Origin of the sequence: Pseudomonas retamae, assembly GCF_043496865.1 — a bacterium.
Taxonomy (GTDB): domain Bacteria; phylum Pseudomonadota; class Gammaproteobacteria; order Pseudomonadales; family Pseudomonadaceae; genus Aquipseudomonas; species Aquipseudomonas retamae.
The window spans coordinates 87,208-112,940 of sequence record NZ_JBIEIL010000002.1 but is presented as its reverse complement, the minus strand read 5'-3'; the positions used below and the strand labels follow the sequence as shown (position 1 = coordinate 112,940).

The window sequence follows — 25,733 nt, the reverse complement described above, 5'->3', positions numbered from 1 at the left end:
TAACCCTCTCCCAGAGGGAGAGGGGACTGACCGAGGTGTGCGGCTTGAGACGTCGACCTGAAAGATCGAGTCGATTATAGATTCAAAGCAAATCACTGGACCTGCAATACCAAGCGATGTTGGATTCAGCGCAAATCGTTCAAGTCGGCGTAAATCTCGAATATCCCCCAATCGGTCCCCTCTACCTCTGGGAGAGGGCTAGGGTGAGGGCAAGCGGTCTGAAGCCTTAAGAAAGCTCAGCGCCAAGCACAACACTCAGCGCACTCCGCGCATCATCCAGCTGCACCAGCGTCGCATGCCTTGCACCCAGCGCGTCGCGATTTTCAATGGCGGTCAAAATCGCCTTGTGTCGCGGCAACGCCAATTCATGCAGATTCGGCCGCTGATTCGAATGCTTCAACGCCTCGGCAATCGCCACCGCGAGCATGTTGCACAGATTCGCCAGCAAATCGTTGTGCGTCGCGTCGGCAATCCGGCTGTGAAAGTCCAGGTCCGGCTGCAACAAGGCTTCCGGCGTCGGCGCCGCTTCCATGCGTTGATACGCTTCATTGATCGCGGCGATGTCGGCATCCGTCGCGTGCTGGGCGGCGAGGGCGGCGGCGGCGGGTTCGATGATGCTGCGCACGCTGGTCAGGACGTTGAAGAATTCATTCTGCGGGCTGCTTTGCATCAGCCAGTGCAGCACGTCCGGGTCGAGCATGTGCCATTCGCGGCGCGCCTTGACCACCGTGCCGACGCGCGGTCTGGAGTACACCAGCCCCTTGGCCACCAGCACTCGCGTGGCCTCACGCAACACCGGCCGGCTGACCGCGTACTCCTCGCAGAGCAGGGCTTCGGCGGGCAGTTTGTCGTCGGGCAAAAAGCGTCCGGAGACGATCTGCATGCCCAGTTCCTGGACAATGCGCGAGTGCATGCTTTTACGGTCGGAGGGTTTGCGGTAATCCATGGGGAGTGGCGCGATCCTGAGCGATGGAGATGCCGCGCATCATAGCAGGCACGGCGCAATCTTGAGGCAGACACAAAAGCCAAATGTGGGAGCGAGCCTGCTCGCGAAGGCGGTGGGTCAAACAACATCACTGTTGAATGTGCCGCCGTCTTCGCGAGCAGGCTCGCTCCCACAGGGGGGCTGCGGTGTTAGTGCGAGTGGCGCGGTACTTCAGCACCACGGCAGCCGACCAGGAAGTCAAAGTCGCAACCCTGATCCGCTTGCAGCACATGGTCGATGTACAGCTGACGATAACCGCCCACCAGCAATTGCTGCGGTGGCTGCAGGTCGGCCATGCGCGCCGCCAGTTCGGCATCGGAGATGTCCAGATGCAGACGTCCGCTGGCGCAGTCGAGTTCGATCCAGTCGCCTTCCTTCACCGTCGCCAGAGGCCCGCCGGCCGCCGCTTCCGGCGCGACGTGCAAGACCACAGTGCCGTAGGCGGTGCCGCTCATCCGCGCATCAGAAATGCGCACCATGTCGGTCACACCCTGCGCCAGCAGTTTGGCCGGCAAGCCCATGTTGCCGACTTCGGCCATGCCCGGATAACCCTTCGGTCCGCAGTTCTTCATGACCAGAATCGAGTCTTTATCGACGTCCAGCTCCGGATCGTTGATCCGCGCCTTGTACATGTCGAAGTTCTCGAAGACCACGGCGCGGCCGCGATGCTGCATCAGTTCAGCGGTGGCGGCGGACGGCTTGAGCACCGCACCCAGCGGCGCGAGGTTGCCGCGCAGTACGCAGATACCGCCGTCGGCGCGGATCGGATTGTCCAGCGTGCGGATCACTTCGTCTTCGCCATAAATCGGCGCGTCTTTGGTGTTCTCGCCGATCGACTTGCCGTTGACGGTCAGCGCGTTCGGATTGGGGATCAGATTGGCTTCGCCGAGGCGACGCAGCACCGCTGGCAAGCCGCCGGCGTAGTAGAACTCTTCCATCAGGAAGCGCCCGGAAGGCTGCAGGTCGACGATGGTCGGCATGCCGCGACCGATGCGCGTCCAGTCGTCCAGATCGAGTTCGACGCCGATGCGCCCGGCGATGGCTTTCAGGTGAATCACGGCGTTGGTCGAACCACCGATGGCGGCGTTGACGCGGATGGCGTTTTCGAAAGCTTCCTTGGTGAGGATCTTCGACAGTTTCAGGTCTTCGCGCACCATTTCCACGGCACGCATGCCGGACATGTGCGCCAGCACGTAACGGCGCGCATCCACTGCCGGGATCGCTGCGTTATGGGGCAGGGAGGTGCCCAGCGCTTCGGCCATGCAGGCCATGGTCGACGCGGTGCCCATGGTGTTGCAGGTGCCCGCCGAACGCGACATGCCGCCTTCGGCCGCGAGGAAATCGTCGATGGTGATGGTGCCGGCCTTGACCTGCTCGCTGAGCTGCCAGACTACCGTGCCCGAGCCGATGTCCTTGCCCTTGTGCTTGCCGTTGAGCATCGGCCCGCCGGTGACAACGATGGCCGGCACGTCGCAACTGGCCGCGCCCATCAGCAGCGCCGGGGTGGTCTTGTCGCAACCGGTCAGCAGCACCACGCCGTCGATCGGGTTGCCGCGAATGGCTTCTTCAACGTCCATGCTCGCCAGGTTGCGGGTGAGCATGGCGGTCGGGCGCAGGTTCGATTCGCCGTTGGAGAACACTGGAAATTCCACTGGAAAACCACCGGCTTCGATCACGCCGCGTTTGACGTGTTCGGCGATCTGGCGGAAGTGCGCGTTGCACGGCGTCAGCTCCGACCAGGTGTTGCAGATGCCGATGATCGGCTTGCCGTGAAACTGATGGTCGGCGATGCCCTGATTCTTCATCCAGCTGCGGTACATGAAGCCGTTCTTGTCGGCCGTGCCAAACCATTGGGCGGAGCGCAGAGTGGGTTTCTTATCAGCCATGATCGATTCTCTTATTGTATGACTATAGTGTTCCAGCGATGGCCTAACATAAGCGCAAATTCGTCGATTTGGAAGTGTTGTTGCGTAATTAGTATTACTATATAGTCGTTTTCGACGGAGGGATGGCCCTGGCAGCTCTGCAGCGAGAGGCGTCCCCCGAGGTTCTATAAAAACAACAATCGGAGACCGATCTCATGAGCCAGGAATTGCGGCTTATCCGGCGCATCACACTGAAACTGATTCCCTTCCTGATCCTGCTGTACCTGATCGCCTATGTGGATCGCTCCGCCGTCGGCTTCGCCAAGCTGCACATGGGCGCCGACATCGGCATTGGCGACGCGGCCTATGGCCTGGGCGCCGGGCTGTTCTTCATTGGCTATTTCCTGCTTGAAATCCCCAGCAACCTGATGCTCGAACGCTTTGGCGCGCGGCGCTGGTTTGCGCGGATCATGATCACCTGGGGCGCAATCACCATCGGCATGGCCTTCGTTCAGGGGCCGCACAGCTTCTATGTGATGCGCTTTCTGCTCGGCGCGGCCGAGGCGGGCTTCTTTCCCGGCGTGCTGTACTACATCACTCAATGGTTCCCGGTGCGCCATCGCGGCAAGATCCTCGGCCTGTTCATTCTCTCGCAACCGATCGCGATGATGATCACCGGTCCCGTGTCCGGCGGTTTGCTCGGCATGGACGGCATCCTCGGTTTGCACGGCTGGCAGTGGCTGTTCATCGTCATCGGCACCCCGGCGATCCTGTTGACCTGGCCGGTACTGCGCTGGCTGCCGGACGGCCCGCAGCAAGTGAAATGGATGGATCAGGCGGAGAAAGACTGGCTGACCGGCGAACTGAAAAAGGATCTGCAGGAATACGGCCAGACCCGTCACGGCAACCCGCTGCATGCGCTCAAAGACAAACGCGTGTTGCTGCTGGCGCTGTTCTACCTGCCAGTGACCCTGAGCATTTACGGCCTCGGCCTGTGGCTGCCGACGCTGATCAAGCAGTTTGGCGGCAGCGACCTGGTCACCGGTTTCGTCTCCTCGGTGCCGTACATCTTCGGGATCATCGGTTTGCTGATCATCCCGCGCAGTTCGGACCGCTTGAATGATCGCTACGGGCACCTCGCCGTTTTGTATGTGCTGGGCGCCATTGGTTTGTTCATGAGCGCGTGGTTGTCGATGCCGGTGGCACAACTGGCGGCGCTGTGTCTGGTCGCGTTTGCGCTGTTCTCTTGCACGGCGGTGTTCTGGACCTTGCCGGGGCGGTTCTTCGCCGGCGCGAGCGCAGCGGCGGGGATCGCGCTGATCAACTCGGTGGGCAATCTGGGCGGGTACATCGGGCCGTTCGTGATCGGCGCGTTGAAGGAATACACCGGCAATCTGGCTTCGGGGCTGTACTTCCTCTCGGGCGTGATGGTGTTCGGGCTGATTCTGACCGGCATCGTTTATCGCGTGCTGGAGCGCAGGCATGTGCTGCCGGTTGACCAGTTCGCCGCCAGTGCGCGCGGCGCGACCCGCACCTGACGCTTACCACCGTGGGAGCGAGCCTGCTCGCGAAGAGGCCATCACACTCAACATCATTGGTGACTGATACACCGCTTTCGCGAGCAGGCTCGCTCCCACAGGGGATCGGCGGTGGTTTTGATAAACAGGAGATAAATCATGCATCTGGTTCAATTCGAATTAACCAACGGCGAGCGCCGCGTGGGCGTGGTCGACACGGCGCGGGTGCGTGAAGTGCAGGGCGCGCGCAGCGTACGTGATCTGGCGCTGGCCGCCATCGAGGCCGGCCACTCGCTGGAGCAGCACGTACAAACCCTCGGCTTCGGCGCCGATCACGATTACCCAGAACTGCTCGCCGAGCTGCGCATCCTGCCGCCACTCGATCACCCGGACCCGGCGCACATGCTGGTCAGCGGCACCGGCCTGACCCACTTGGGCAGCGCCTCGGCGCGGGACAAAATGCATCAGCAGGCCGGTGACGAAGCGGCCATGACCGACACCATGCGTATTTTCAAATGGGGTCTGGAGGGAGGCAAACCGGCACCAGGGCAGGCCGGCGTACAACCGGAATGGTTCTACAAGGGTGACGGCAGCATCGTTGTGCGCCCGGGCCAGCCATTCCCGCTGCCACCGTTCGCCGAAGACGCCGGCGAGGAGCCGGAAATGGCCGGCCTCTACGTGATCGGTCACGACGGCAAGCCTTATCGCCTCGGCTTTGCGGTGGGCAACGAGTTCTCCGATCACGTCATGGAGCGCAAGAATTATCTGTACCTGGCGCATTCGAAATTGCGCAGTTGCAGTTATGGTCCGGAACTTCGCACCGGTGAATTGCCTCAACACCTTGCAGGCGCCAGTCGCATCCTGCGTGACGGTGAAGTGCTGTGGCAGAACGAATTCCTCAGTGGCGAGGCCAACATGTGCCACAGCCTGGCGAACCTCGAGTACCACCACTTCAAATACCGGCAGTTCCTGCGTCCGGGCGACGTGCACATTCATTTCTTCGGCACCGCGACGCTGTCGTTCGCCGACGGCATTCGCACCCAACCGGGCGACGTGTTTGAAATCAGTCAGGCTGAGTTCGGCGCACCGCTGGTCAATGGTATCGTGCCGATCGACGCAGTGTTTGCCCCCGACAGCATTGGCACCCTTTAAGGAGATCCCATGACTCAGATTCTCGGTCACAACTACATTGGCGGTCAGCGCAGCGCCGCTGGCAGCGTCAAACTGCAATCGGTCGACGCCAGCACCGGCGAAGCACTGCCGCACAACTTCATTCAGGCCACCGCCGAAGAAGTCGACGCCGCCGCCAAGGCAGCCGCCGCCGCATACCCGGCCTATCGCAGCCTCAGCGCTGAACGCCGTGCACAGTTTCTCGATGCGATTGCCGATGAGCTGGACGCGCTGGGCGATGATTTCGTCGCCGTGGTCTGCCGCGAAACCGCGCTGCCGGCCGGGCGCATCCAGGGCGAACGCGGTCGCACCAGCGGGCAGATGCGTCTGTTCGCCAAGGTCCTGCGTCGCGGTGATTTCTATGGCGCACGCATCGATCAGGCATTGCCCGATCGTCAGCCATTGCCACGCCCGGACCTGCGTCAATATCGCATCGGCCTCGGCCCGGTCGCGGTGTTCGGCGCGAGCAACTTCCCGCTGGCATTCTCCACCGCCGGGGGCGACACCGCAGCGGCGCTGGCCGCCGGTTGCCCGGTAGTCTTCAAGGCCCACAGCGGCCACATGGCCACCGCTGAGCTGGTCGCCGACGCGATCATTCGTGCAGCGGAAAAAACCGGCATGCCTACCGGCGTGTTCAACATGATCTACGGCGGTGGCGTCGGCGAGTGGCTGGTCAAGCACCCGGCGATTCAGGCCGTCGGTTTCACCGGTTCGCTCAAGGGCGGTCGCGCCCTGTGCGACATGGCCGCGGCGCGTCCGCAACCGATTCCGGTGTTCGCCGAGATGTCGAGCATCAACCCGGTGATCGTGCTGCCGCAAGCGCTGGCGACACGTTCGGAAACCGTCGCCCGCGATCTGACCGCCTCGGTGGTCCAGGGCTGCGGTCAGTTCTGCACCAACCCGGGCCTGGTCATCGGCATCCGCTCGCCGCAATTCAGCGCGTTCGTGCAGCAGGTCGCTGCAGCGATCGGCGATCAGCCGGCGCAAACCATGCTCAACGCCGGCACCCTCGGCAGCTATGGCAAAGGCCTGGAAAAACTTCTGGGCCACAGCGGCATCGAGCATTTGGCCGGTAATTCGCAGCAGGGCAATCAGGCGCAACCGCAGCTGTTCAAAGCGGATGTCAGCCTGTTGATCAACGGCGATGAAGTGCTGCAGGAAGAAGTGTTCGGCCCGACCACGGTGATCGTTGAAGTCGCCGATCAGGCGCAACTCAGCGCTGCGCTGCTCGGCCTGCACGGGCAACTCACCGCGACGATCATCGGCGAGCCGGCCGACTTCGAACAGTTCGCCGAACTGACGCCGCTGCTCGAACAGAAAGTCGGGCGCATCCTGCTCAATGGTTATCCGACCGGTGTCGAGGTCTGCGATTCGATGGTTCACGGCGGGCCGTATCCGGCGACGTCCGATGCGCGCGGCACCTCGGTGGGAACGCTGGCAATCGACCGTTTCCTGCGCCCGGTGTGCTTCCAGAACTACCCGGACAGCTTGCTGCCCGAGCCGCTGAAAAATGCCAACCCGCTGCGCATTCAGCGTCTGGTGGATGGCACGCCATCGCGTGAGGCGATCTAAAACCCACCCCTGCAGGAGTGAGCCGGCCCGCGATAGCGGTGAGTTGATCGTTCCCACGCTCCGCGTGGGAATGCCTCTAGGGACGCTCCGCGTTCCAAAGGGACGCAGAGCGTCCCGCGCTGCATTCCCACGCAGAGCGTGGGAACGATCAACAGCCTTTCACGGCCTGACCACCGCAATCGCGAGCAGGCTCACTCCTACAAGGGGGCTCGGCGCGACATTAAGCTATCATTGGCCCTTTCCCCCCCAAGAAAGACTGTTTGCCATGACTGCCCAAACCCTTCTCAACGCCCTTGAACACTGCGGTATGGTCGAAATCGACGGCCTGCACGCCTTCGAATTCGCCCTCGACGAGGACGATAACCTGCACATCGAATGCATCGATGGTCGCGCGGCCAAACATTGGGAATTCACCCCGGCACAAGTCGAGGCTGCAACCTTTGATGCAGACCTGCAGAGCTGGCTGATCATCGGTTATGCCAGCGACACCAAGACCACGGGTGAACACCGCCTGGTCTGCCTCGGTGATGTAGTCAGCAGCAGCGACGATGAGGATGACAATAATGAAGATGCGTAATTTCTGGCCGCTGCTGATGGCCGGCAGCGTCGGCGCGATGGGCTTTTCCAGCGCCTACGCGGAAAACTTCCAGTTGCTGGTCGGCTCGTACACCGCCGGCAGCAGCGAAGGCATTTACCGGATGAACTTCGACAGCGCCACCGGGCAGATCGCCGCCAAGCCGCTGCAAGTGGTCAAGACCGAAAACCCGTCGTGGCTGACCCTGTCCAGGGATCAGAAACGCCTGTTCGTGGTCAACGAAAACGGTCCGGGCCAGCAGGACCCGGTCGGCCGCGTCAGCAGCTTCGCCATCGATCCGAAAACCCATGCCCTGCGCCTGATCAATCAGGTGCAGAGCCTGGGCAACGAGCCGACCCATTCCAGCCTCAGCGCTGACGCCAGCCACTTGTTCGTCAGCAACTATTCGGTGGTGGAAGATCCGGGCGGCACCCTGGCGGTGCTGCCGGTCGGCGCCGACGGCAAGCTCCAGCCGGTAGTGCAGATGAGCGCGCACCCGGCCAGCAGGGTCAATCCTGAGCGCCAGGCGTCCAACCACGTGCACTCGACGGTGTCCTCGCCGGATGGCCGCTACGTGTTCTCCAACGACCTGGGCGCGGACAAGATCTTCATCTATCAATTCGACCCGAAAGCCAATCCGCACCTGCCGCTGACACCTGCCAAGAGGCCGTCGGTGGCCTTGCCGGCCGGCAGCGGCCCGCGTCATCTGCTGTTCAGCGCCGATGGCAAGCACGCCTGGCTGACCATGGAAATGAGCGCACAGGTCGCTGTGTTCGACTACAAGGATGGCGTCCTGACCCAGACGCAACTGGTGGACCTGGCCGCCGGTCAGCCGACTTCGGACAAGGCCGGCGCTGCGCTGCATGCCTCGGCAGATGGCAAGTTTCTCTACGTCAGCAACCGTGGCACTGCCAATCAACTGGTGGTGTTTGCCATCGATCCGGCCAGCGGTCAGTTGAAAGAACTACAAAAGCGCTCGGTGGAAGGCGACCATCCGCGTGAATTCGCCCTCGATCCGAGTGGGAAATTTGTGCTGATCGCCAACCAGAAGAGCAACGAGATTGTTGTCGTCGAGCGCGATGGCAAGACTGGTCTGCTCGGCAAAACCGTGCAGAAACTGCCGATAGACGCCCCCAGCGACCTGAAGTTTCTAGTGCGACAATAAGCCACAGGCCCCGTTCTACGGGGCCTGCATCTTTGTATTAATTACGCTGATAACGGCTAATGCTACAAAAGATTTCAAGCGGCAACCCGGCAGCGTTACGTTTGTTTCACAGCCCGACCGGGCAAACCAAGCAAACGAACACGAGGGTTACCGCCATGAACTTCAATCTTTTCTCCGTTATCGCCGCCTCCGCCATCTCCGCCACCGTGGTACTGCCTGCCGGTGCCAACGTCGAAATCGCCGAGAAAAAATCCCACACCCAGAGCTACACCCAGAAATACCTGCAACAGAGCGCCAACTTCTACGCCGCGCTGGATCACAAAACCCAGGCCTGAAATTCCCGTCACCTGAAAAGGGCTGTCGAAGGCTGCGATTTACGTCAAAGATCGCAGCCTTCGACGGCCCTTTTTTGCGCGCGCTCAACACTTGATCGTTCCCACGCTCTGCGTGGAAATGCAGCCGGGGACGCTCCGCGTCCCATGGAACGCGGAGCGTCCCTAGAGGCATTCCCACGCAGAGCGTGGGAACGATCAGTAACAGGCATTCCTTTGCTGCGCGTGGGGACGAACACTGTGCGCGGCATTCGGTCATAGGTTTCTTCAAGCGAGGGAATAGAGCGGGTAAATAATCAACGAAGCTGATGTTTACTATGGCAAACCCTGAGTGGTTGCTACGGCTTTTTTGATTGATTCTGTGGGCATCGAAACCTGCCTACGGGAGAACACCATGGCCAGCGCAATCCTTCACTCCGCCAAACGCGGCGCCTACCTGGCCATTGGTGTGTACCTGGCCGTGGTGCTGTTCGTCAGCATCGCCTCGCAGATGGAACACAGCTTCGACGCGCCCATCGACGTCGCCCATCCCGGTGTCCAGTTCGAAGTGCGCTCGCAGAGCGTGATGGTCGATCGGGCCGAACTCGCAGGAGTCGGCGGCGCATGAAAGGCTACAGACTCTGGGTGATCGCCGGTCTGGCGTTCTTCACCAACGGCACTTCGTTATTAGGCATCGGCCAAGGCTCCGTCGGCGCGCTGGCCCGGGCCATAGAGGTCAATCACAGCATCACTCACAACATAGAACGCGCCAACACGCTGGGGCTGATGGCCGGTAATCCTCCGGCCAAGGTCGCAGTGGACTTCCTCGGCCCGTTCGAAGTCGATTGCATGGCGCTGGGCATGTGCCAGGTGCTGGCCTGATCGGTGATGATCGTTCCCACGCTCTGCGTGGGAATGCCTCAAGGGACGCTCCGCGTTCCAGCTCTGGAGTGGACGCGGAACGTCCGGGGCTGCATTCCTTTGCTGCGCATGGGAACAGTCAAGTCAGGAAGTTCGAGCTACTTCTTCATAACCGACGTAAACAGTTCGGACTCGAGCAACCGCTGCAACCATCCCTGCAGGGCCACATACGGCGTCTGCGCAAACCACTCGCGATCAACATGGGCGAACTGGCGAATGAACGGCAGCAGGGCGACATCGGCGAGGCTGAGCTGATCACCCAACAAGTGGTCCTGATCCGCCAGCATCAGGTCCAGCGAATGGACGATCATTTCGCATTCCATGCGATAGACCTCCATCGGTTTTTCCGGGTAGCGCTCGGCGTACTTGTAGTGATTCAATGAAGTCTTGAACTGCGTGTCGTTGGTCTCGATCAGCATATTGGTGACGAGCTGCGCACCGGGATCGTTCTTCAGGCGCCAGTCATCCGGATCATGCTGCTCCAGGGCCCAGTGTATGATCGCCAGGCTTTCATCGATCACCCGGCCGTTGGCATTGAGCACCGGCACCGTGCCTTTGGGCGAGAGCGCGAGCATCTCGGCCGGTTTGTCCTTGAGGCTGACCTCAACGATTTCCACCGACACACCCGAGTAATGCAAAGCCATCCGCGCACGCATCGCATAAGGGCAGCGGCGGAAGGAATACAACGTATTCATTTCACCTCCAGTGTGCTCAAACCATTGCCTTGGCGCTGCACCTGAATCTGCACCGGGATGCGCTCGTGCATTTCCTGCACATGGGAGATCACCGCGACCTTGCGACCCTGCGCCTGCAAGCCGTCGAGGGCGTCCATCGCCAGTTGCAGGGATTCCGGATCGAGGCTGCCAAAACCTTCGTCGATAAACAACGATTCGATTTTCAGCGTGCTCGAGGCCATCGACGCCAGCCCCAATGCCAGCGCCAGTGACACCAGGAAGGTCTCGCCACCGGACAGCGAATGCACCGAGCGCAATTCATCGCCCATTTCCGTGTCCAGCACCAGCAGGCCGAGCATGCTGCCGCCGCGTTTGAGGCGATAGCGTTTGACCAGTTGGCGCAACTGCACGTTGGCGTGATGCACCAGCAGATCGAGGTTGTAGGCCTGGGCGATCTTGCGGAACGTGTCGCCGGTGGCCGAGCCGATCAGCGCACTGAGGCGCGCCCAGCGCTGATATTCGGCGTAAGCGTCGGCGATCTGCTGCGCCAGAGCCTGATTGGCGTTCTGCCGGCGCTGGTCTTCAACCTGTTCGGCGCGCAGTTCGGCGCATTGCTGCTCGCTCACGGCGAACTGGTTCTGCAGGTCGGCGAGGGCGCTGGCCAATTGTTCGGCATCAAGATTGCCGTTGTGCTGCGCCTGATGATCGAGCAGACGCTGATCACGCTCCTGCAATAGCACCTGCGCCTGTTCGATGGCCTTCTCGTTGTGTTGCAAGCGCTGGCGCAGTTCGCTGAGTTGCGCGTCGTCGATCTGCAGCAGTGCTTCCAGACCTTGGTCATCCAGCTCCGGATGACGGCTGCGCCAATCGGCAAGCTTGCCGCGCAGCTCCTGATCTTCGCTTTGCAGTGCTTGCAAACGTTCCTGCTGCGCCTTGAGTTCAGCGGCGATCTGCACGAGTTGCGTACGCATACTTTGCAGTTCCTGGGCGGTACTGGCTTCGCTGCTGCGCGCCTGTTCAACCGCCTGTTCGAGTTGCTGCTGCCATTGCTCGGCGCTGCTGTGTTCGCCGAGCAGCTGCGCGAGTTTCTGCTGGCAAGCCTGCTGCTGCTCGGTCAAACCGTTGAGTTGCGCTTCGGCGCTGTGCAACTGCTGGGCGCGGGTCTGCTGGCGGTCCTGTTCTTTTTCCAGCGTCTGCTGGCGCTGCAGTTGTTCGGCCTGTTCTTCCTTGTGCTGATCGAGCTGAGCCAGACGCTCGGCGATCTGCCGGTCGAGTTGCATGAAGGTCGCGGCCGGTTCCTGACGCAGGGCTTCGAGGGTGTCGGCGGGTAGCAGACTGGCGAATGCGGCGAGTTCTTCGTCGAGACGCTGACGGTCGCTGCTCAGTTCGCGCTGCTGATTGCTCAGTTGCTGCGCCGCTTGCTGATGCGCGGTTTCGGCCTGGCGCAATTGTTGAGTCAGGCGCGCGGCATCCTGTTGCAGGGTGAGCAGGGCGCTCTGGCGCTGCTCGTCCTGGCTGATGCTCTGGTTCAGTTGCTCGTTTTGCCGGGTCAGCCAGGCGTCGCGCTTGGCCGCGTCCTGATTGAGCAACTGTGCTGCCAACGGATGCGCATCGAGGCTCGGCGCCAAGGCTTGTTGCTGCGCGGCGAGTTGTTCCTGTTGCTGCAACAGTTCTTTCTGCTGCGCGATCACGCCGCCGACTTCGGCGCGCAGTTCGGCGAGCTTTTCCTTGAGCTGATCGACCACCCGCTGGGCGTTGGCCTGCTCGCTTTCATCGTGGCGACCGAGGCTTTGCAGCAGAGCTTCAGGCTGATGATAGGGATGCTCGTTGCTGCCGCAGACCGGGCACGGCTGGTCGTCCTGCAACTGCGCGCGTAACTCTTCGACACTGGCACTGCGCGCCAGACGCTGACGCTCGAGCAGCTCGCGGGTGACGTTCAGGGTCTGCTCGGCGACGGTCAGTTCGGCTTTGCTTTTCACCCCGTCCTGAGTCAGTTGCTCGCGTTGCTGCTGGGCGCTGAGCAGGCGTTGTTGCAGTTCGCTGCTGCGCTGGTCGAGGTCCTGTTGGCTGGCCCACAGGCGCGACAAATCTTCGAAGGCGCGCAACTGTTTGCGGTTGTCCTGCAGCAACGTACCGAGCAGGCCGATCTGTTCGGCGACCGCATCGGGCTCGGCGCCAGCCTCCTTGAACAGCACTTCGAGTTGCTGCTTTTGCGCGGTCAGGGCATCAGCGCTGCGAGTGGCGCTGTCTTCGAGGCTGGCCAGTTCTGCCTGACCCTTGTTCAAGCGATTGCCGATCAGCATCAATTGTTGCAGGCGATCGCGGTAGGCGTTCCAGGCATCGCTCAGCGGTGCCAGATGGGCGCTTTGCTCCAGTTCGCTGGCGATGCGCTGCAAGCGCTCGGCGGCCTCGGCCTGCTTTTCCTGCAAGGCCTGAATGGCCTGCTGGCCGTCATTGCAGGCTTGCTGCGCCGCGAGTCTGGCTTCAGTGCTTTGCGCGACGTCCCTGACCAGACGGGCGAGGGTGCTTTGTTCTTCAAAGGCCTGACGCAACAGCGGCGCGTTCTCGCTCTGCCGCTGTTGCGCCTGGCTCAGGGCGCCTTTCGCGGCCTCAAGCGTTTGCTCCAGTTGCGTCTGGCGCTCGCTCAGTTCGGCGTGTTGTCGGGTGTGCGCGGCGATCTGCGCGGCCAACGGCGGGAGCAGTGCATCGAGTTCGGTCTTGCGGGCGAACTGGTGCCGTTGCGGCGCCAGTTGCTCCAGTTGGCTCAGTTTGACCCGCTCACCGGCCAGCGCTTGCCATTGCTGCTGCGCGCTGTGCAATTGCTCGGTGGCGGCTTGCTGCGAATCCTGCAACAGGCGCAGATCCTTGAGCCAGCCATGCTGCTGTTCGAGCTGCTTGAGCTGCGCCTGTTGCAGCTTCATCTGTTGCTGCGCGGCGCTGCAGCGCTCGTCCAGTTCGGCACGGGCCTCGGGGGCGAGCGGGGTGACGCCGCTGGCCTGATCCTGCAACAGCTTGTGCGCTTCGCGGGCCTCTTTGGTCTTGTCAAAGGCGCGGCGACCGAGGCGCGTGTAGAGCGCGGTGTCGGTGAGTTTTTCCAGCAATTCGCTGCGGTCGTTGTCGTCCGCCTTGAGGAACGCGCTGAACTCACTCTGCGCCAGCAACACGGCGCGGGTGAACTGCTCGAAGTTCAGTCCAAGCGCGGCTTCGAGCTGGGTTTTGTACTCGCCTTTCTGGCTGGCGAGCAACTGATCCTGATCGATATCGCGCAGGCTCTGCCGACTGGCCTGCAACTTGCCGCCGGCCTTCTCGCGAGCACGATTGGCTTCCCAGCGCGCGCGATAGCGTCGACCGTCAACACCGACAAAATCCACCTCGGCATAGCCTTCACCGGTGCCACGACGCAACAGAGTACGCGGGTCGCCGGTAGCGATTTCGCCGTCGGCGTCAGGGACTTTGGCGTCGCGGCTGGTGTTGTTGAGGCGCGGCACCGCGCCAAACAGCGCCAGGCACAAGGCATCGAGCAGGGTGCTTTTGCCGGCGCCGGTCGGGCCGGTGATCGCAAACAAGCCAGCGCTGGCCAGCGGTTCGGCGGTGAAATCGATTTCGAACGGGCCGGCCAGCGAGGCCAGGTTCTTCAAACGAATGGCGAGAATCTTCATGGCTGCTCGCCTTCCATTTGCACGTCTTGCAGCAGTTCGGCGAAGTCCTTGAGGGTTTGTTCGTCGACCCCGCTGCCATAGTTGTCGAGCCAGGCGCGGCTGAACAATTCCTGCGGGGTGAGCTGGTCCAGTTCGATCAGCGCGCTGCCGTTATCGCTGCCATCAGCGCCTCGGTTACCGGCGTATTCTGCGGCGATCCGCACCAGGCGCACGGCTTTGCCTTGCAGCGCGGTTTCCACTTGATGACGCAGATCCGGCTGCGGCTCGTCGAGCCGCACACGCACTTCCAGCCACGGCTGGCGCTGGGTTTCGGCGAGCAGGTCGATGTTCGGCAAGTCCGCCAGTTGCAGGAGAATCTCGGCCAGCGGCGCCGGGCCGATGCGCTGCAGATTGACCGAGCGCGGGATCAGCTTCGGCTCGACGCTGACCAAGGTTTCACCGTCGAGGATGACATCGAGAATCTGGTGTTGATAACCGATCTCCGAGAACGACAGCGGAATCGGCGAGCCGCTGTAGCGAATGCGCTCCTCGCCGTTGACCTTCTGCGGCTTGTGCAAATGGCCGAGGGCGACGTAGCTGATGCTCGCGCCGAACAGGCTGGCGGGCAGGGCTTCGGCGTTGCCGATGATCAGGCTGCGCTCGGAATCCTCCGACACCGAACCGCCAGCCATGTGCGCGTGGCTGATGGCGATCAGCGCCTGACCCGGTTGGCGCTTAGCGTTGGCCGCCTCGATCAGCCATTCATGCACCTGACCGATGCCGCGCAAATAGTTGTCGCCCAGATGCGCACCGGTCACTTCAGCGGGACGCAGGAACGGCAGCGCCAGGCACCATGCGGCGATTTCGCCGGTTTTATCCGGCAACGGCAGCAGCAGCCGTTCGGCATCCAGTTGCCCGTCATCCAGCCACAGCACCCGACCCAACGCATGGGTGCGCAAACGCCGCATCAACGGCGCGGGCAGCTCGATCCGCGAGCCGGAATCATGATTGCCGGCGATCATCACGATGGTCAGCAACGGCTGCTGTTCGTGGGCGCTGACGATGAAATCGTAGAGGCGTTCCTGGGCTTTGACCGGCGGGTTGACCGTGTCGAAGATGTCCCCGGCAATCAGCAGCACATCCGGCTGCGCCAGTTGCAATTGGCGCAGCAGCCATTCGAGAAAGCACGCATGCTCGAAATCGCGCTCCTGGCCGTGCAGGTTTTGCCCAAGGTGCCAGTCGGAGGTGTGAAACAGACGCAAGGTGGACTCCGTAACATTTAAAAGGTGATGGCCGCGGGAAGATAACGGGCGGCGAAAGAGGGGGAGAGTTTACAGATTATTGCGTCGTTGAGGCTTGTCCCGGCGGGACGCTGCAGGGCATTTCGATGACTCGCTCGTTGACCCCCGTGCACCGGCTATCTAGCATCGAGCCATCATATTGATATCGTCTCAGCCGCGATTATTAGGCCTAATCTTCAGCCTTACCCGACAAAGCCTGACGTCGGAAGAACGAGTCTGGAGCCAATGTAATGCAGCTGATCAACTCCATACCCTGGTCATCGACACTGAACCCTATGATGTTTGGAAGCAGCAGTGGGCGAATCAGCAAGGCTGGATATTCATTCGTATATCAACGATCAATGTCACCCGGAACAAATATTGATGTTTTCGACATTGCTCTTTCCGGCGTTCGTCGTGTCTGAGGAAGGCGTTTTCCTGGAGCGAAATTTTTCAGACGAAACGTTCGCGCGCTGCATGAGCCTGGCCTATGGCGACATGGCGGAGGCTGAACGGCTTTTGAATTGCGTGAAGATCTATGACGTTTTTGGTCAATAGGGCGATGGTGTATCGGCCAACGTATTTCTTCAGCTCTGCGAGGTGATCGGGTTTGCGTGGCGAATGGTGTTGAAGCAGAAATTCCCGGACAGGTTTTTCGATGTCGAGGTGTCGAACTCGGATGAGAATTACGGCCCGGTGGTTACGTTTTATCAGGTGAAGCAATGATGGCTACCTTGGACTTTTCAATTGCGCAGTACGGAACGGTTGGCCCCTTGAATGGCAAGCTGTCCAGAGGTCAAGTGCGCGAGATTCTGGGAGACGGTTTCGACGTGTTCTGGAAGACGACTAACTCCTTGAATACTACGGATGCGTATATTCAACTCGACCTTCATGTCTATTACGACGAGCGAGATGTGGTCAAAGGGGTAGAGTTTTTCGAAAGAAGCCAGGTGTCCTGGAGCGGGCACAAGCTGGTAGGCGAAACATCTTCGGACGTGCTGGCTTTGTTTCGTCGCAACGGTATTGACCCCGTCGTTGACGATGACGGATTTGAAGTCGGCGAGTTGGGTATGGGGTTTTATGTTCACGGTGACGACGGATTGATCACCGCTTTATATATTGATCTGCGGCGCGAAGCTTTAGGAGGATAATGGGGCAGACCACGTTTAAATAAACGTGGTCTGCCTCGAGGGGTCAAAGGTCTTTAACTTAATAAAGTTTTTGGATAAGTGAGGATGGACTACGTTTGGAAAGTACTCCGAAAACGTTGTCTGTCCCCTTTTTACGATCCTTGCCCATCCGCCGGTTGCTGTCGGGCGTCATCGGAAAGTGGTGCGGTCCCCATCGGGCCGATTATTCAAGGATGTGTCATGACTCAACGGTTACTGCAACTTGATCATGTGTCGTTCAACCTCCCGGACGGGCGCGTGCTGTACGAAAACTTGAACCACACTTTCAATACCGGGGTAACAGGCATAGTGGGTGCCAATGGGAGTGGCAAGTCGTTGCTCGGTCGGCTCTTGATGGGCGAGCAGCAGCCCAGCAGTGGCATTGTCCGCCGCGAAGGTCGGGTGTATGCAGTAACGCAATTACTCGAGCCCGAGCGCTATCCCACCGTCGCCGCACTGGCCGGGGTCGAGCCAGTTCTGGCGGCGCTGGCGCGTATTGCCCAAGGCAGCGTCGACGATGCCGACCATGCTTTGGCGGTCGATCAATGGGATTGCGCCACACGCCTTGAGGCAGAACTGCAGCAACTTGGCCTCGGTCGTTTAGATGCCGACTCGCCTACCGACGAACTCAGCGGCGGTGAGCGCCAGCGGGTAGCGCTGATGGGGGCGTGGTTATCAAGAGCCGACTGGTTGCTTCTGGATGAGCCCAGCAACCACTTGGATATCGATCAGCAACACAAACTTGCCCAACAAATCGAGCGCTGGCCCAACGGTTTGATCATGATCAGCCACGACCGCGGTCTGTTGGAATGCGTCAACGAAATTATCGAGCTGTCGCCCCTCGGGCTGACGGTGTATGGCGGTAACTACAGTCATTACTCAGCTGCGCGTGAGCAGCAACAGCAGGCGTTCCAGTCGGCATTGCAAGGTGAGCGGGCACAAGCCAAACGCGAGCAACGCGAGATGGCCGTGCAGATGGAGCGTCAGCAGCGGCGAAATGCGCGCGGCGATCGCCAGGCGCGTAATGGCAACCAGACGAAACTGATTACCAACGCGCAAAAAGAGCGCAGTGAAAACAGTCAGGGCAAGTTGCACCTCAACCAACAGTTGGCCCGCGATCAACAACAGCAACGTATTGCCGAGGCACGGGCGCGCTGTGCACCGGACATCCAGCGCGTGATGCTGTCACCAGAGTGCTCGGTGCCCGATGGCAAGCTGATCGTGCAGTTGATCAATGTCGTGCTGCCTTTCGGCCACACGGAACCGGTCAACCTGACGCTGACGGGGCCTGTACGCATGGCAATTATGGGCGAAAACGGGAGCGGCAAGTCGACCCTTTTGAAAGTTATCGCTGAGCAAATTCCAGCGCGTGCGGGGGAGGTCATGCGCAGTTGCCATGTCGGTTGGCTGGATCAACATGCCGGGTTGCAGCACACTCAACGTACGGCGGTGCAATGGCTTTACGAGAGTAACCCGCAGTTGCCAGAAGCCGAGGCAAGGACGCGGCTGGCGCAGATGGGTATCGGTGCGGATCGAGCGATGCTCAAAACCTGTCTGTTGAGCGGCGGGGAGCGCCTGAAAATTGCCTTGGCCGCAGAGTTGTATGCGTTGCGACCGCCACAATTACTGTTACTGGATGAGCCGGATAACCATTTGGATTTGCCCAGTAAAATCGCTCTCGAACAGATGCTCAATCAATACACCGGGGCTTTGATGGTGGTCTCTCACGATAGTGCTTTTTTACAGGCGATACATCTGGACGCCCAATTGCATCTCGGAAAAAAGCCACGTCATTTGGGATAAAGCGGCGGCAACCCACTGTCACCCACCGGATCCTGCACCCGCTCCGCCGGCGGTATCGTGCGGATCGCCCGCCACAAATCCTCACCCTGCCAATGCTGGCCGGTTTCGCTGTAAAGCGCACCATTCAACCCATCCAGCGCATCCGACAGCGGCACAAACCGCGCCGCCATGTCCGCCAGTGTTTCCGGCTGCTGCCGCGCCCACGCATCCAGTGCCTGCCGCGTGGCTTGCGGGTCGTTGGCCTGGCTGGCCCGTTTGATGTCGTCCATCAAGGTGCGTGGGCTCGGGCCGGTCTGGGCGGCGCGGTGGATTGCCGGTTGCCAGCGGGCGCGCCACCACAGGCCGAAGCCGAGCAGGGTGGTGCAGGCGAGGATCAGGGTGCTGAGTTTCCACCACCACAGCACGTCGTTGTCGACGCTGCTCGGTTGCAGGGTGCCGGCCGGGGTGTCGATTTGCAGGCTCGGGTTGTTGGCCACCTGCAGGGTGCGCGCGGGCAGGCTGCTGTGTTCGAGGTGGTCTTCGAAGGTGTTCCACCAGACTACGTCGACGGTCGGCAGGTCGATTGCGCCGCTGCGGTTTGGCACCAGCGCTTCGCGCTCTTCGCGGCTGCCGATAAGGCCGCGCTCGCTGCTCTGGTTGCTCAGCACCGGTTGGTCGGGGTAGCGACGCAGGCCGGCGACCTCGGTGGCGGGCAAGGCGGGGAGCTGCGAGCTGGCGAGGCCTTCGACTTTCAGGGTCAGGCTGCGGGTCAGCGAGTCACCGACCTGGGTGTGTTCAGGTTCAGGGTTCCAGCTTTCGCTCAGGCTCAGGCTGCGGGCGGGCAGCCAGGGCGCATCGACCGGGTAGGTCAGCGGTTTGGGTTTAACGGTCAGCGGGATTTGCGCAGAGCTGACGCGCATCAGTTTGCCCGGCTTCGGCCCCTGAGCATTCGCGTCCTGAGACGGCTGCGTGTCGACCAGGGTGGCGCTGAAAGTTTGCGGCGCGATGGTCAGCAAGCCGCTGTGCTGCGGATAAATCGCATAGCGCATCTCGATCACCCCGTGGCGCACACCGTTGAGGTCTTTTTCGTAGGTGCGTGTGTCGCCCAGTTGCTCGATGCGCGCATCGGCGATGTGCAGCGGAGTCAGGCTGCTGTCGTCGTACAGCGACACCGAATGGTAGATGCGCAGTGTCAGAATCGCCTGCGCCTGCACATAGACGCTGGACTGGTCCAGGCTGGCTTCGATGAACACCGGGTCGAGGCTGTTCTGGCTTTCGCGGGTGTCGCTCTCGATGACTTGCACGGTGATCGGCTGGCTCTGCGCCTCGCCCAACTGCAGCGGCGGAATCACCACGCTGCCGTTTTCTTTCGGCAGCAGGGTGATGATCCAGCGGGTGGTCGCGCGGTTGTCGCCGTTGAGGGTGTTCAACTGGTTGACCTGGCGCGTGCCGCGCACCTCGAACAGCGGTTCCAGCGCAGTCAGATCGGGCTTGCCGAACTGCGTGACGTCATCCGTTTCGAGGGTGAGCTCGACCGTCTCGCCGGAGTTCAGGCGACTGCGATCCACACTGGCGGTCAGCTCGGTCGCCTGGGCGGTGGCCGTGCAGAGCAGCAGGGGCAGCAAGAGAGCGGTGAAGCGGGTCATCGAGTGTTTTCCTGATCCTGATGTTGTTGCTGTTCGTACCAGAATTTGCGCCGCAGCAATTCGCCCGGATCGTCCTGGATCTTGCCCAGCCATTGTTCCAGTGCCTGACGCTGCTCGCTTTCGAGATTGTTCTCGCTCGGGCGCAGGGTTGGCACGGTGTCCGTTTCCTCGGCCTCATTGCTGCCCGGCACTTCGTTGGGGCCGGGCTGCGGCGGCGTGGTCGGTGGCGGTTCGCTGGTCGACTCGCCTGCTTGCGCTTCACTCGGGCTTTCGTTGTTGGCCGCTGGAGGCGGAGCGCTGGCAGGCGAAGGTTCCTCGCCGGGCAGGCTCGGCTGTTCGCTCGGCTTGCTCTCTGGCTCAACAGGTGGCGGGGCGTTTTTCTGCTTGAGCAAATTTTCCACCAGCGCCTTGTTGGTCTGCGCCGGACGCAGATCCGCTTGCAGTTCCAGCGCCTGTTCATAGGCGTCGATCGCCGCTTCCAGCTCGCCGCTTTTCGCCAAGGCATTGCCACGATTGTAGTGGGCGCGGGCATCGCTGCCTTCGGCAAAACGCTGGGCGGCGCCACTGTAGTCGCCGGCCTCGTACAACGCCACCCCTTGCCATTGGTGATCTTCAAAATGTTGCGCGGCTTCGGCCGGACGCTTCTGTTTGAGCAGGTGCAGGCCTTGTTGATCCGGGCGTAACCACAGGTCTTCAAAGTCAAAAGCGTAGCTCGGTTGTGGCAGGCACAGCAGCAGCGGCAGGCAGAACAGCCAGCCGCGACGCCCGGCACACGCGGCGAGCAACAACAGCGGCAGCAGCAGCCAATAGCCCTGATCGGCCCAAGTGTCGAGGCGCACGGTCTGGCCGTCGTCGCGCAGACTGCGCGGGCCGTTGAGCAGGCCGAGCGCGCCGAGGTCGCCTTCGTCCAGACGCGCCGCGTGGTATTCACCGCCGACGCTGTCGAGGAATGCCGTCAGACCCGGGCTGTCGAGTTGCGGCACGCGAATCGCGCCTTGTTCGTCCTTGAGGAAACTGCCGTCTTCTTGGGCGATCGGCGCACCTTCAGCGGTGCCGATGCCGAGCATCAGCAGTTGCGCCGATTGCCCGCGCAGCGCCCGACGAATGCCGTCGCGCTCTTGCTCATCGAGTGACGAGCCGATCAACAGAATCCGCCCCTGGCCGAGTGCACCCTGTTCCAGCAAGGCCAAGGCTTTGCTGACAGCCAGATCAGCACGATGGCCGCTTTGTGGCATCAACGACGGTTTCAGCGCATCGAGCAGGTTGCGGCTGGTCGCCAGATCATCGGACAGCGGCACCAGCGTGTGGGCGCTGCCGGCATAGACGACGATGGCGGTCTGCGCATCGCTGCGCGCCTGCAACAAGTCGAAGAGCTTGCGCCGGGCCTGCTCCAGACGCGTCGGAGGCGAGTCGGTGGCGAGCATTTCCGCGGTCAGTTCCAGCACCACCACCAACGGGTCGGCCGGTTTCTGGCTGGTCTGTTCGACGCGCTCCCAGCTCGGCCCGAGCAACGCCAGAATCGTCAGCAGCCACGCCACGCCGAGGGCGACCCACGGCAGTTTGCTGTCGCGGCCATTGCCGCCGCTGAGCAGGGTGGCGTGAAAGGCTGGCGGCAGAATCATTTGCCAGCGCCCGGCGCGTTTCTGCCGGTGCCAGAGCTGCCAGATCATCCAGCCCAGCAGCGGCAACAACAACAGCCACCACGGGCGGAACCAGTGCGGCCAGAGGGCGATCATCGACGCCTCCGCAAGCGCAGGCGCTTGAGGCGCTCGCGCCAGTCAGGCAACGGACTTTGCAGATTCAGTTCCTTGTTGAGCAGGCGTTGCAGCGGGTTGTCCGGCCACAGTTCGCGGGCGACCAATAACAGGCTCAACCACAGCGCCAAGGCCAGCGGCCAGTGATACAAGGCCTGAGCCGGGCGCGCCTGGGTCGGTTGCTGGGTCACCGGCTCGAGCTGGTCGAGTGTGTCTTTGATGGTTTGCAGCTCGAGGCCATCGTGGGCGCGAAAGTATTGCCCGCCGGTGACGTCGGCGATGGCTTTGAGCGCCGGCTCGTCGAGGTCCAGGCTCGGGTTGACACCGAGCAGGCCGGTGGAGCCGCTGTCTTCGGGGTTGGCGCCGATGCCGATCGGGTAGATTTTTACGCCTTCGCTGGCGGCGAGTCGGGCGGCCGTCAGCGGATCGATTTCGCCGCCGTTGTTGGCGCCGTCAGTCACTAGAATCAATACGCGGCTTTGCGCCGGACGCAGGCGCAGGCGTTTCAGCGCCAGACCGATCGCATCGCCAATCGCGGTGTTCTTGCCGGCGATGCCGATTCGCGCCTCGTCGAGCCAGATGCGCACGGTGCGCCGGTCGAAGGTCAGCGGCGCTTGCAGATAGGCCTGGCTGCCGAACAGGATCAGGCCTACCCGATCACCCTCGCGGCTTTCCAGAAAGTCGCCGAGCAAGTGCTGGACCAGTGACAGGCGGCTGACCTCTTCGTCCTGCCACTGCATGTCGGGAAAGTCCATCGAACCGGACACGTCCACCGCCACCAGCAAATCGCGACCGCTGGCGGCAATCGGCAGCGGTTCGCCGAGCCATTGCGGGCGCGCGGCGGCGACCAGCAGCAACAACCACAACAGCATGAACGGAGCCTGTTGCCGCCACGCTGGCAGGTTGGCCCGGGCGCGACGTCGGGCGAGGCCTTCGAGGTCGGCGAGAAAACTGACTTTCAGCGCCGGCTCGCCACTGTCGGCGACCGGAAGCAGCACCCGCATCAGCCACGGCAGCGGCAACAGCACGAAAATCCACGGCCAGGCGAACTCAAACATGTTTGCGAATCCACGTGTCGACCGCCTGGGTCAGGCCGGCGATGGCTTTGTCGTCGAGTTTGCATTCCGGCTTGTAGGCGCCTTCGACCAGCACCATCCAGCGTGTCAGGCCAGCCGCCGGGCAACGGTTGTCGAGGAACGCCAGCCATTTACGCCCGTTGAGGGTGTGGCTCTGGCTGTAGGGATAGTGGTTGCGACACAGGCGTTTGAGCAGGCCGTTGAGCTGCTGCAGCCAGGCGCCGGCCGGCGCGCCGTCATAGGGCTTGGGCATTTGCGCGAGTTCCGCGAGGGCGGCGATGCGTACCGGGTCGAGCAGCTGTTCGGCACGTACGACCGGGCGTTTTCTCACCGGAATGAAACGACGCAGCTTCCACACGGCGAAACCCAGCAGCGGCAACAGCAGCAATAACAGCCACCAGCCCGGCGCCGGTGGCCAGAAGCCGATCGGCGGCGGAGAAATCAGCGGTTGCAGCTGTTCGAGGCCGTTCATCGACCGGTCCCCGGCCGCTGCGGGTTGAGGAATTCGCGCATCTGCTCGACCATTTCGCTCTGCGTGCTCAGGGGCATCAACAGCACGCGCAATTTCTGCGCGAGCAATTCCCAGCGAGCAATGCGCGCCTCTGCCTGGGCGCGATAGGTCTGGCGCAGGTCGAAGTTCAAGGTGTCGAGTTCCAGTTGCGCGCCTTTTTGGGCGAAGCGCAAAAGCCCGGCGGCGGGCAGGGCGTGATCGAGCGGGTCGGACAGTGGCAGCAGCAACAGATCGCAATGCCGCGACAGCAGGCTCAGCTGCTGCTCGGCACTGTCGGATAAGGCACGCTCATCGCAGATCACGATCACCAGACTGCCCGGTCGCAGCACTTCACGCCCGCGGCGCAGGGCCACGCCCAGGGCGTCGCGGTCCGGCTCACGTTCACTGTGCAGCGACTGGTTGACCTTCACCAGACGATTGAGCAATTGCAGCAGGCTTTGTTTGCTGCGCCGTGGCTTGATTTCGTAATGCTCGTTATCGCCGAACACCAACCCGCCGACACGGTCGTTGTGGCCCAGCGCGGCCCAGCCAATCAGCGCAGCCACTTGCGCCGCCAGCACCGACTTGAACATCAGCCCGGAGCCAAAAAACAGCCGCGTACTTTGCTCGACCATGATGAAGATCGGCCGTTCGCGTTCTTCGTGGAACAGCTTGGTGTGCGGCTCCTGGGTGCGCGCCGTCACGCGCCAGTCGATGGTGCGCACGTCATCGCCGGCCTGATAGACCCGCACCTGATCGAAGTCGACGCCGCGCCCGCGGAATTTCGAGTGATGCAGGCCGATCAGCGGGCTGCGCTGACTCGGCGTGGAAAACAGTTGCACCTCGCGCACGCGGTGACGCATCTCGATCAACTCGGTGAGGTTGATGCGGATCGCGGATTCGTCGGGCAGGGCGGCGTTCATGGGAGTCAAGCGACGGCGACGACGTCGAGAATCCGCTGCACCACACGGTCCTGATCGATGCCCGCGGCTTCGGCTTCAAAGGACAGAATGATGCGATGGCGCAACACGTCGAACAGTACGGCCTGAATGTCTTCCGGGCTGACGAAATCACGACCGGCCAGCCAGGCGTGAGCGCGGGCGCAGCGGTCCAGCGCGATCGAGCCGCGCGGGCTGGCGCCGTAGGCAATCCACTCGGCCATCTCCGGATCGAACTTGGCCGGGTTGCGCGTGGCCATGACCAGTTGCACCAGGTATTCCTCCACCGCGTCGGCCATGTACAAGCCAAGAATTTCCTTGCGTGCGGCGAAGATCGCCTGCTGGCTGACGCGGCGCTCGGGTTTGGTTTCGCCGTTCAGCGCTTCGCCACGGGCCTGCTGCAGAATGCGCCGCTCGACGGCGGCGTCCGGGAAACCGATCTTGACGTGCATGAGAAAACGGTCGAGCTGCGCTTCCGGCAGCGGATAGGTGCCTTCCTGCTCGATCGGGTTCTGCGTGGCCATCACCAGAAACAGCGGCGACAGTTCGTAGGTGCTGCGCCCGACGCTGACCTGACGCTCGGCCATGGCTTCGAGCAGGGCCGATTGCACCTTGGCCGGGGCCCGGTTGATTTCGTCCGCCAGCACCAGGTTGTGGAAGATCGGCCCTTGCTGGAACACGAAACTGCCGGTTTCCGGGCGATAGATCTCGGTGCCGGTGATATCGGCCGGAAGCAAGTCGGGGGTGAACTGGATGCGATGGAACTGGGCTTCGATGCCCTCGGCGAGCTCTTTGATCGCTTTGGTCTTGGCCAGCCCCGGCGCGCCCTCGACCAGCATGTGGCCGTCGGCGAGCAGGGCGATGAGCAAACGCTCGATGAGCTTTTCCTGGCCGAGAATCTGCGTTGAAAGAAAGGTTCGCAGCGCCAGCAGCGCTTCACGATGTTCCATCGGTGACGGTTCCTGCAAAGGGGTGGCCACGGGCGATCGATAACGCCGTGGCTGGGGGCGTTACTTTAATCCATCGCGGGGGGTGGCGACTAACGGCATTTTGCGCAAAGTGCGGGAAATGACTGGGGGATTTGTTGGTTTTTTGTTGACGGGAGAGGTGCGGTGTTCTTTAGGGCCTCTTCGCGAGCAGGCTCACTCCCACATTGACGGTGTGCACGCTGTTCAAATGTGGGAGCGAGCCCGCTCGCGATGGGGC

General features: G+C 61.8%; 22 protein-coding genes. 11 read left to right on the top strand and 11 right to left on the bottom strand.

The genetic code is table 11. The features are described 5' to 3' along the window. Positions 1-226: 226 nt before the first annotated feature. A complete protein-coding gene (locus ACGSLL_RS03585; protein WP_042606776.1) occupies positions 227-946 on the bottom strand; it encodes a FadR/GntR family transcriptional regulator in 720 nt (239 codons plus the stop codon). A gap of 188 nt (positions 947-1,134) precedes the next feature. After that, entirely contained in the window at positions 1,135-2,871 is a 1,737-nt protein-coding gene (locus ACGSLL_RS03580) for an IlvD/Edd family dehydratase (RefSeq protein ID WP_090282935.1), read from the bottom strand. A gap of 194 nt (positions 2,872-3,065) precedes the next feature. On the opposite strand from ACGSLL_RS03580, the gene ACGSLL_RS03575 reads away from it, so the two are divergent. The 8 genes from ACGSLL_RS03575 (at position 3,066) to ACGSLL_RS03540 (ending at position 10,041) form a co-directional block, all read left to right on the top strand. Beyond that, complete coding sequence (locus ACGSLL_RS03575) at positions 3,066-4,388, top strand: MFS transporter (protein ID WP_394503262.1); 1,323 nt, start codon at positions 3,066-3,068, stop codon at positions 4,386-4,388. A gap of 138 nt (positions 4,389-4,526) precedes the next feature. Beyond that, on the top strand, positions 4,527-5,519 hold the full coding sequence (gene araD1 / locus ACGSLL_RS03570; protein WP_394503260.1) for an AraD1 family protein: 993 nt from the start codon (positions 4,527-4,529) through the stop codon (positions 5,517-5,519). Between the two features lie 9 nt (positions 5,520-5,528). Further along, the gene (locus tag ACGSLL_RS03565; RefSeq protein WP_394503257.1) at positions 5,529-7,109 is read left to right on the top strand and encodes an aldehyde dehydrogenase (NADP(+)); all 1,581 of its coding nucleotides are present in this window, start codon (positions 5,529-5,531) and stop codon (positions 7,107-7,109) included. 265 nt (positions 7,110-7,374) lie between these two features. Next, on the top strand, positions 7,375-7,686 hold the full coding sequence (locus ACGSLL_RS03560) for a DUF5629 family protein (RefSeq protein WP_394503255.1): 312 nt from the start codon (positions 7,375-7,377) through the stop codon (positions 7,684-7,686). Beyond that, positions 7,673-8,848, top strand: coding sequence for a lactonase family protein (locus tag ACGSLL_RS03555; RefSeq protein ID WP_394503253.1), 1,176 nt, complete (start codon positions 7,673-7,675; stop codon positions 8,846-8,848). The genes ACGSLL_RS03560 and ACGSLL_RS03555 overlap by 14 nt, the downstream gene beginning before the upstream one ends. Positions 8,849-9,003: 155 nt before the next feature. Further along, positions 9,004-9,183 (top strand): hypothetical protein, encoded by a 180-nt coding sequence (locus ACGSLL_RS03550; protein WP_090282941.1) that lies wholly within the window; start codon positions 9,004-9,006, stop codon positions 9,181-9,183. A 391-nt stretch (positions 9,184-9,574) separates the two neighbouring features. Next, positions 9,575-9,787, top strand: a complete 213-nt coding sequence (locus tag ACGSLL_RS03545; protein ID WP_090282942.1) for a hypothetical protein — start codon at positions 9,575-9,577, stop codon at positions 9,785-9,787. Continuing rightward, positions 9,784-10,041 carry a hypothetical protein gene (locus ACGSLL_RS03540; protein WP_394503251.1) on the top strand — a complete coding sequence of 86 codons (258 nt, stop codon included), beginning with the start codon at positions 9,784-9,786 and terminating at the stop codon, positions 10,039-10,041. The genes ACGSLL_RS03545 and ACGSLL_RS03540 overlap by 4 nt, the downstream gene beginning before the upstream one ends. A 137-nt stretch (positions 10,042-10,178) precedes the next feature. Here the strand turns inward: ACGSLL_RS03540 and ACGSLL_RS03535 are convergent, their stop codons facing one another. From ACGSLL_RS03535 to ACGSLL_RS03525, 3 genes are read right to left on the bottom strand one after another with little or no spacing between them, the layout of a single operon-like run. Then, entirely contained in the window at positions 10,179-10,775 is a 597-nt protein-coding gene (locus ACGSLL_RS03535; RefSeq protein WP_394503249.1) for a glutathione S-transferase, read from the bottom strand. Further along, the gene (locus tag ACGSLL_RS03530; RefSeq protein WP_394503247.1) at positions 10,772-14,413 is read right to left on the bottom strand and encodes an AAA family ATPase; all 3,642 of its coding nucleotides are present in this window, start codon (positions 14,411-14,413) and stop codon (positions 10,772-10,774) included. Before ACGSLL_RS03530 ends, ACGSLL_RS03535 begins: the two co-directional genes overlap by 4 nt. After that, on the bottom strand, positions 14,410-15,654 hold the full coding sequence (locus tag ACGSLL_RS03525; protein ID WP_394503244.1) for an exonuclease SbcCD subunit D C-terminal domain-containing protein: 1,245 nt from the start codon (positions 15,652-15,654) through the stop codon (positions 14,410-14,412). Before ACGSLL_RS03525 ends, ACGSLL_RS03530 begins: the two co-directional genes overlap by 4 nt. 333 nt (positions 15,655-15,987) lie before the next feature. On the opposite strand from ACGSLL_RS03525, the gene ACGSLL_RS03520 reads away from it, so the two are divergent. From ACGSLL_RS03520 to ACGSLL_RS03510, 3 genes are all read left to right on the top strand, one after another. Then, the gene (locus ACGSLL_RS03520; RefSeq protein WP_394503242.1) at positions 15,988-16,230 is read left to right on the top strand and encodes a hypothetical protein; all 243 of its coding nucleotides are present in this window, start codon (positions 15,988-15,990) and stop codon (positions 16,228-16,230) included. Between the two features lie 164 nt (positions 16,231-16,394). Then, positions 16,395-16,823 carry a hypothetical protein gene (locus ACGSLL_RS03515; RefSeq protein ID WP_394503240.1) on the top strand — a complete coding sequence of 143 codons (429 nt, stop codon included), beginning with the start codon at positions 16,395-16,397 and terminating at the stop codon, positions 16,821-16,823. Positions 16,824-17,042: 219 nt separating this feature from the next. Next, positions 17,043-18,644, top strand: a complete 1,602-nt coding sequence (locus tag ACGSLL_RS03510) for an ABC-F family ATP-binding cassette domain-containing protein (RefSeq protein WP_394503238.1) — start codon at positions 17,043-17,045, stop codon at positions 18,642-18,644. Here ACGSLL_RS03510 and ACGSLL_RS03505 read toward each other — a convergent pair. Genes ACGSLL_RS03505 through ACGSLL_RS03480 form a run of 6 tightly spaced genes read right to left on the bottom strand, consistent with a single transcriptional unit; the run spans position 18,632 to position 25,477 of the window. Continuing rightward, on the bottom strand, positions 18,632-20,269 hold the full coding sequence (locus tag ACGSLL_RS03505) for a BatD family protein (RefSeq protein ID WP_394503236.1): 1,638 nt from the start codon (positions 20,267-20,269) through the stop codon (positions 18,632-18,634). The genes ACGSLL_RS03510 and ACGSLL_RS03505 overlap by 13 nt on opposite strands. Continuing rightward, positions 20,266-22,005 carry a tetratricopeptide repeat protein gene (locus ACGSLL_RS03500; RefSeq protein ID WP_394503234.1) on the bottom strand — a complete coding sequence of 580 codons (1,740 nt, stop codon included), beginning with the start codon at positions 22,003-22,005 and terminating at the stop codon, positions 20,266-20,268. Before ACGSLL_RS03500 ends, ACGSLL_RS03505 begins: the two co-directional genes overlap by 4 nt. Continuing rightward, positions 22,002-23,081: a vWA domain-containing protein gene (locus ACGSLL_RS03495; protein WP_258449516.1), complete on the bottom strand. Its 1,080-nt coding sequence runs from the start codon at positions 23,079-23,081 to the stop codon at positions 22,002-22,004. The genes ACGSLL_RS03500 and ACGSLL_RS03495 overlap by 4 nt, the downstream gene beginning before the upstream one ends. After that, positions 23,074-23,571 carry a DUF4381 domain-containing protein gene (locus tag ACGSLL_RS03490; RefSeq protein ID WP_394503232.1) on the bottom strand — a complete coding sequence of 166 codons (498 nt, stop codon included), beginning with the start codon at positions 23,569-23,571 and terminating at the stop codon, positions 23,074-23,076. Before ACGSLL_RS03490 ends, ACGSLL_RS03495 begins: the two co-directional genes overlap by 8 nt. After that, positions 23,568-24,512: a DUF58 domain-containing protein gene (locus ACGSLL_RS03485; protein WP_394503230.1), complete on the bottom strand. Its 945-nt coding sequence runs from the start codon at positions 24,510-24,512 to the stop codon at positions 23,568-23,570. The genes ACGSLL_RS03490 and ACGSLL_RS03485 overlap by 4 nt, the downstream gene beginning before the upstream one ends. Before the next feature lie 5 nt (positions 24,513-24,517). Beyond that, positions 24,518-25,477, bottom strand: coding sequence for an AAA family ATPase (locus tag ACGSLL_RS03480; protein ID WP_007913915.1), 960 nt, complete (start codon positions 25,475-25,477; stop codon positions 24,518-24,520). Positions 25,478-25,733: the final 256 nt, after the last annotated feature.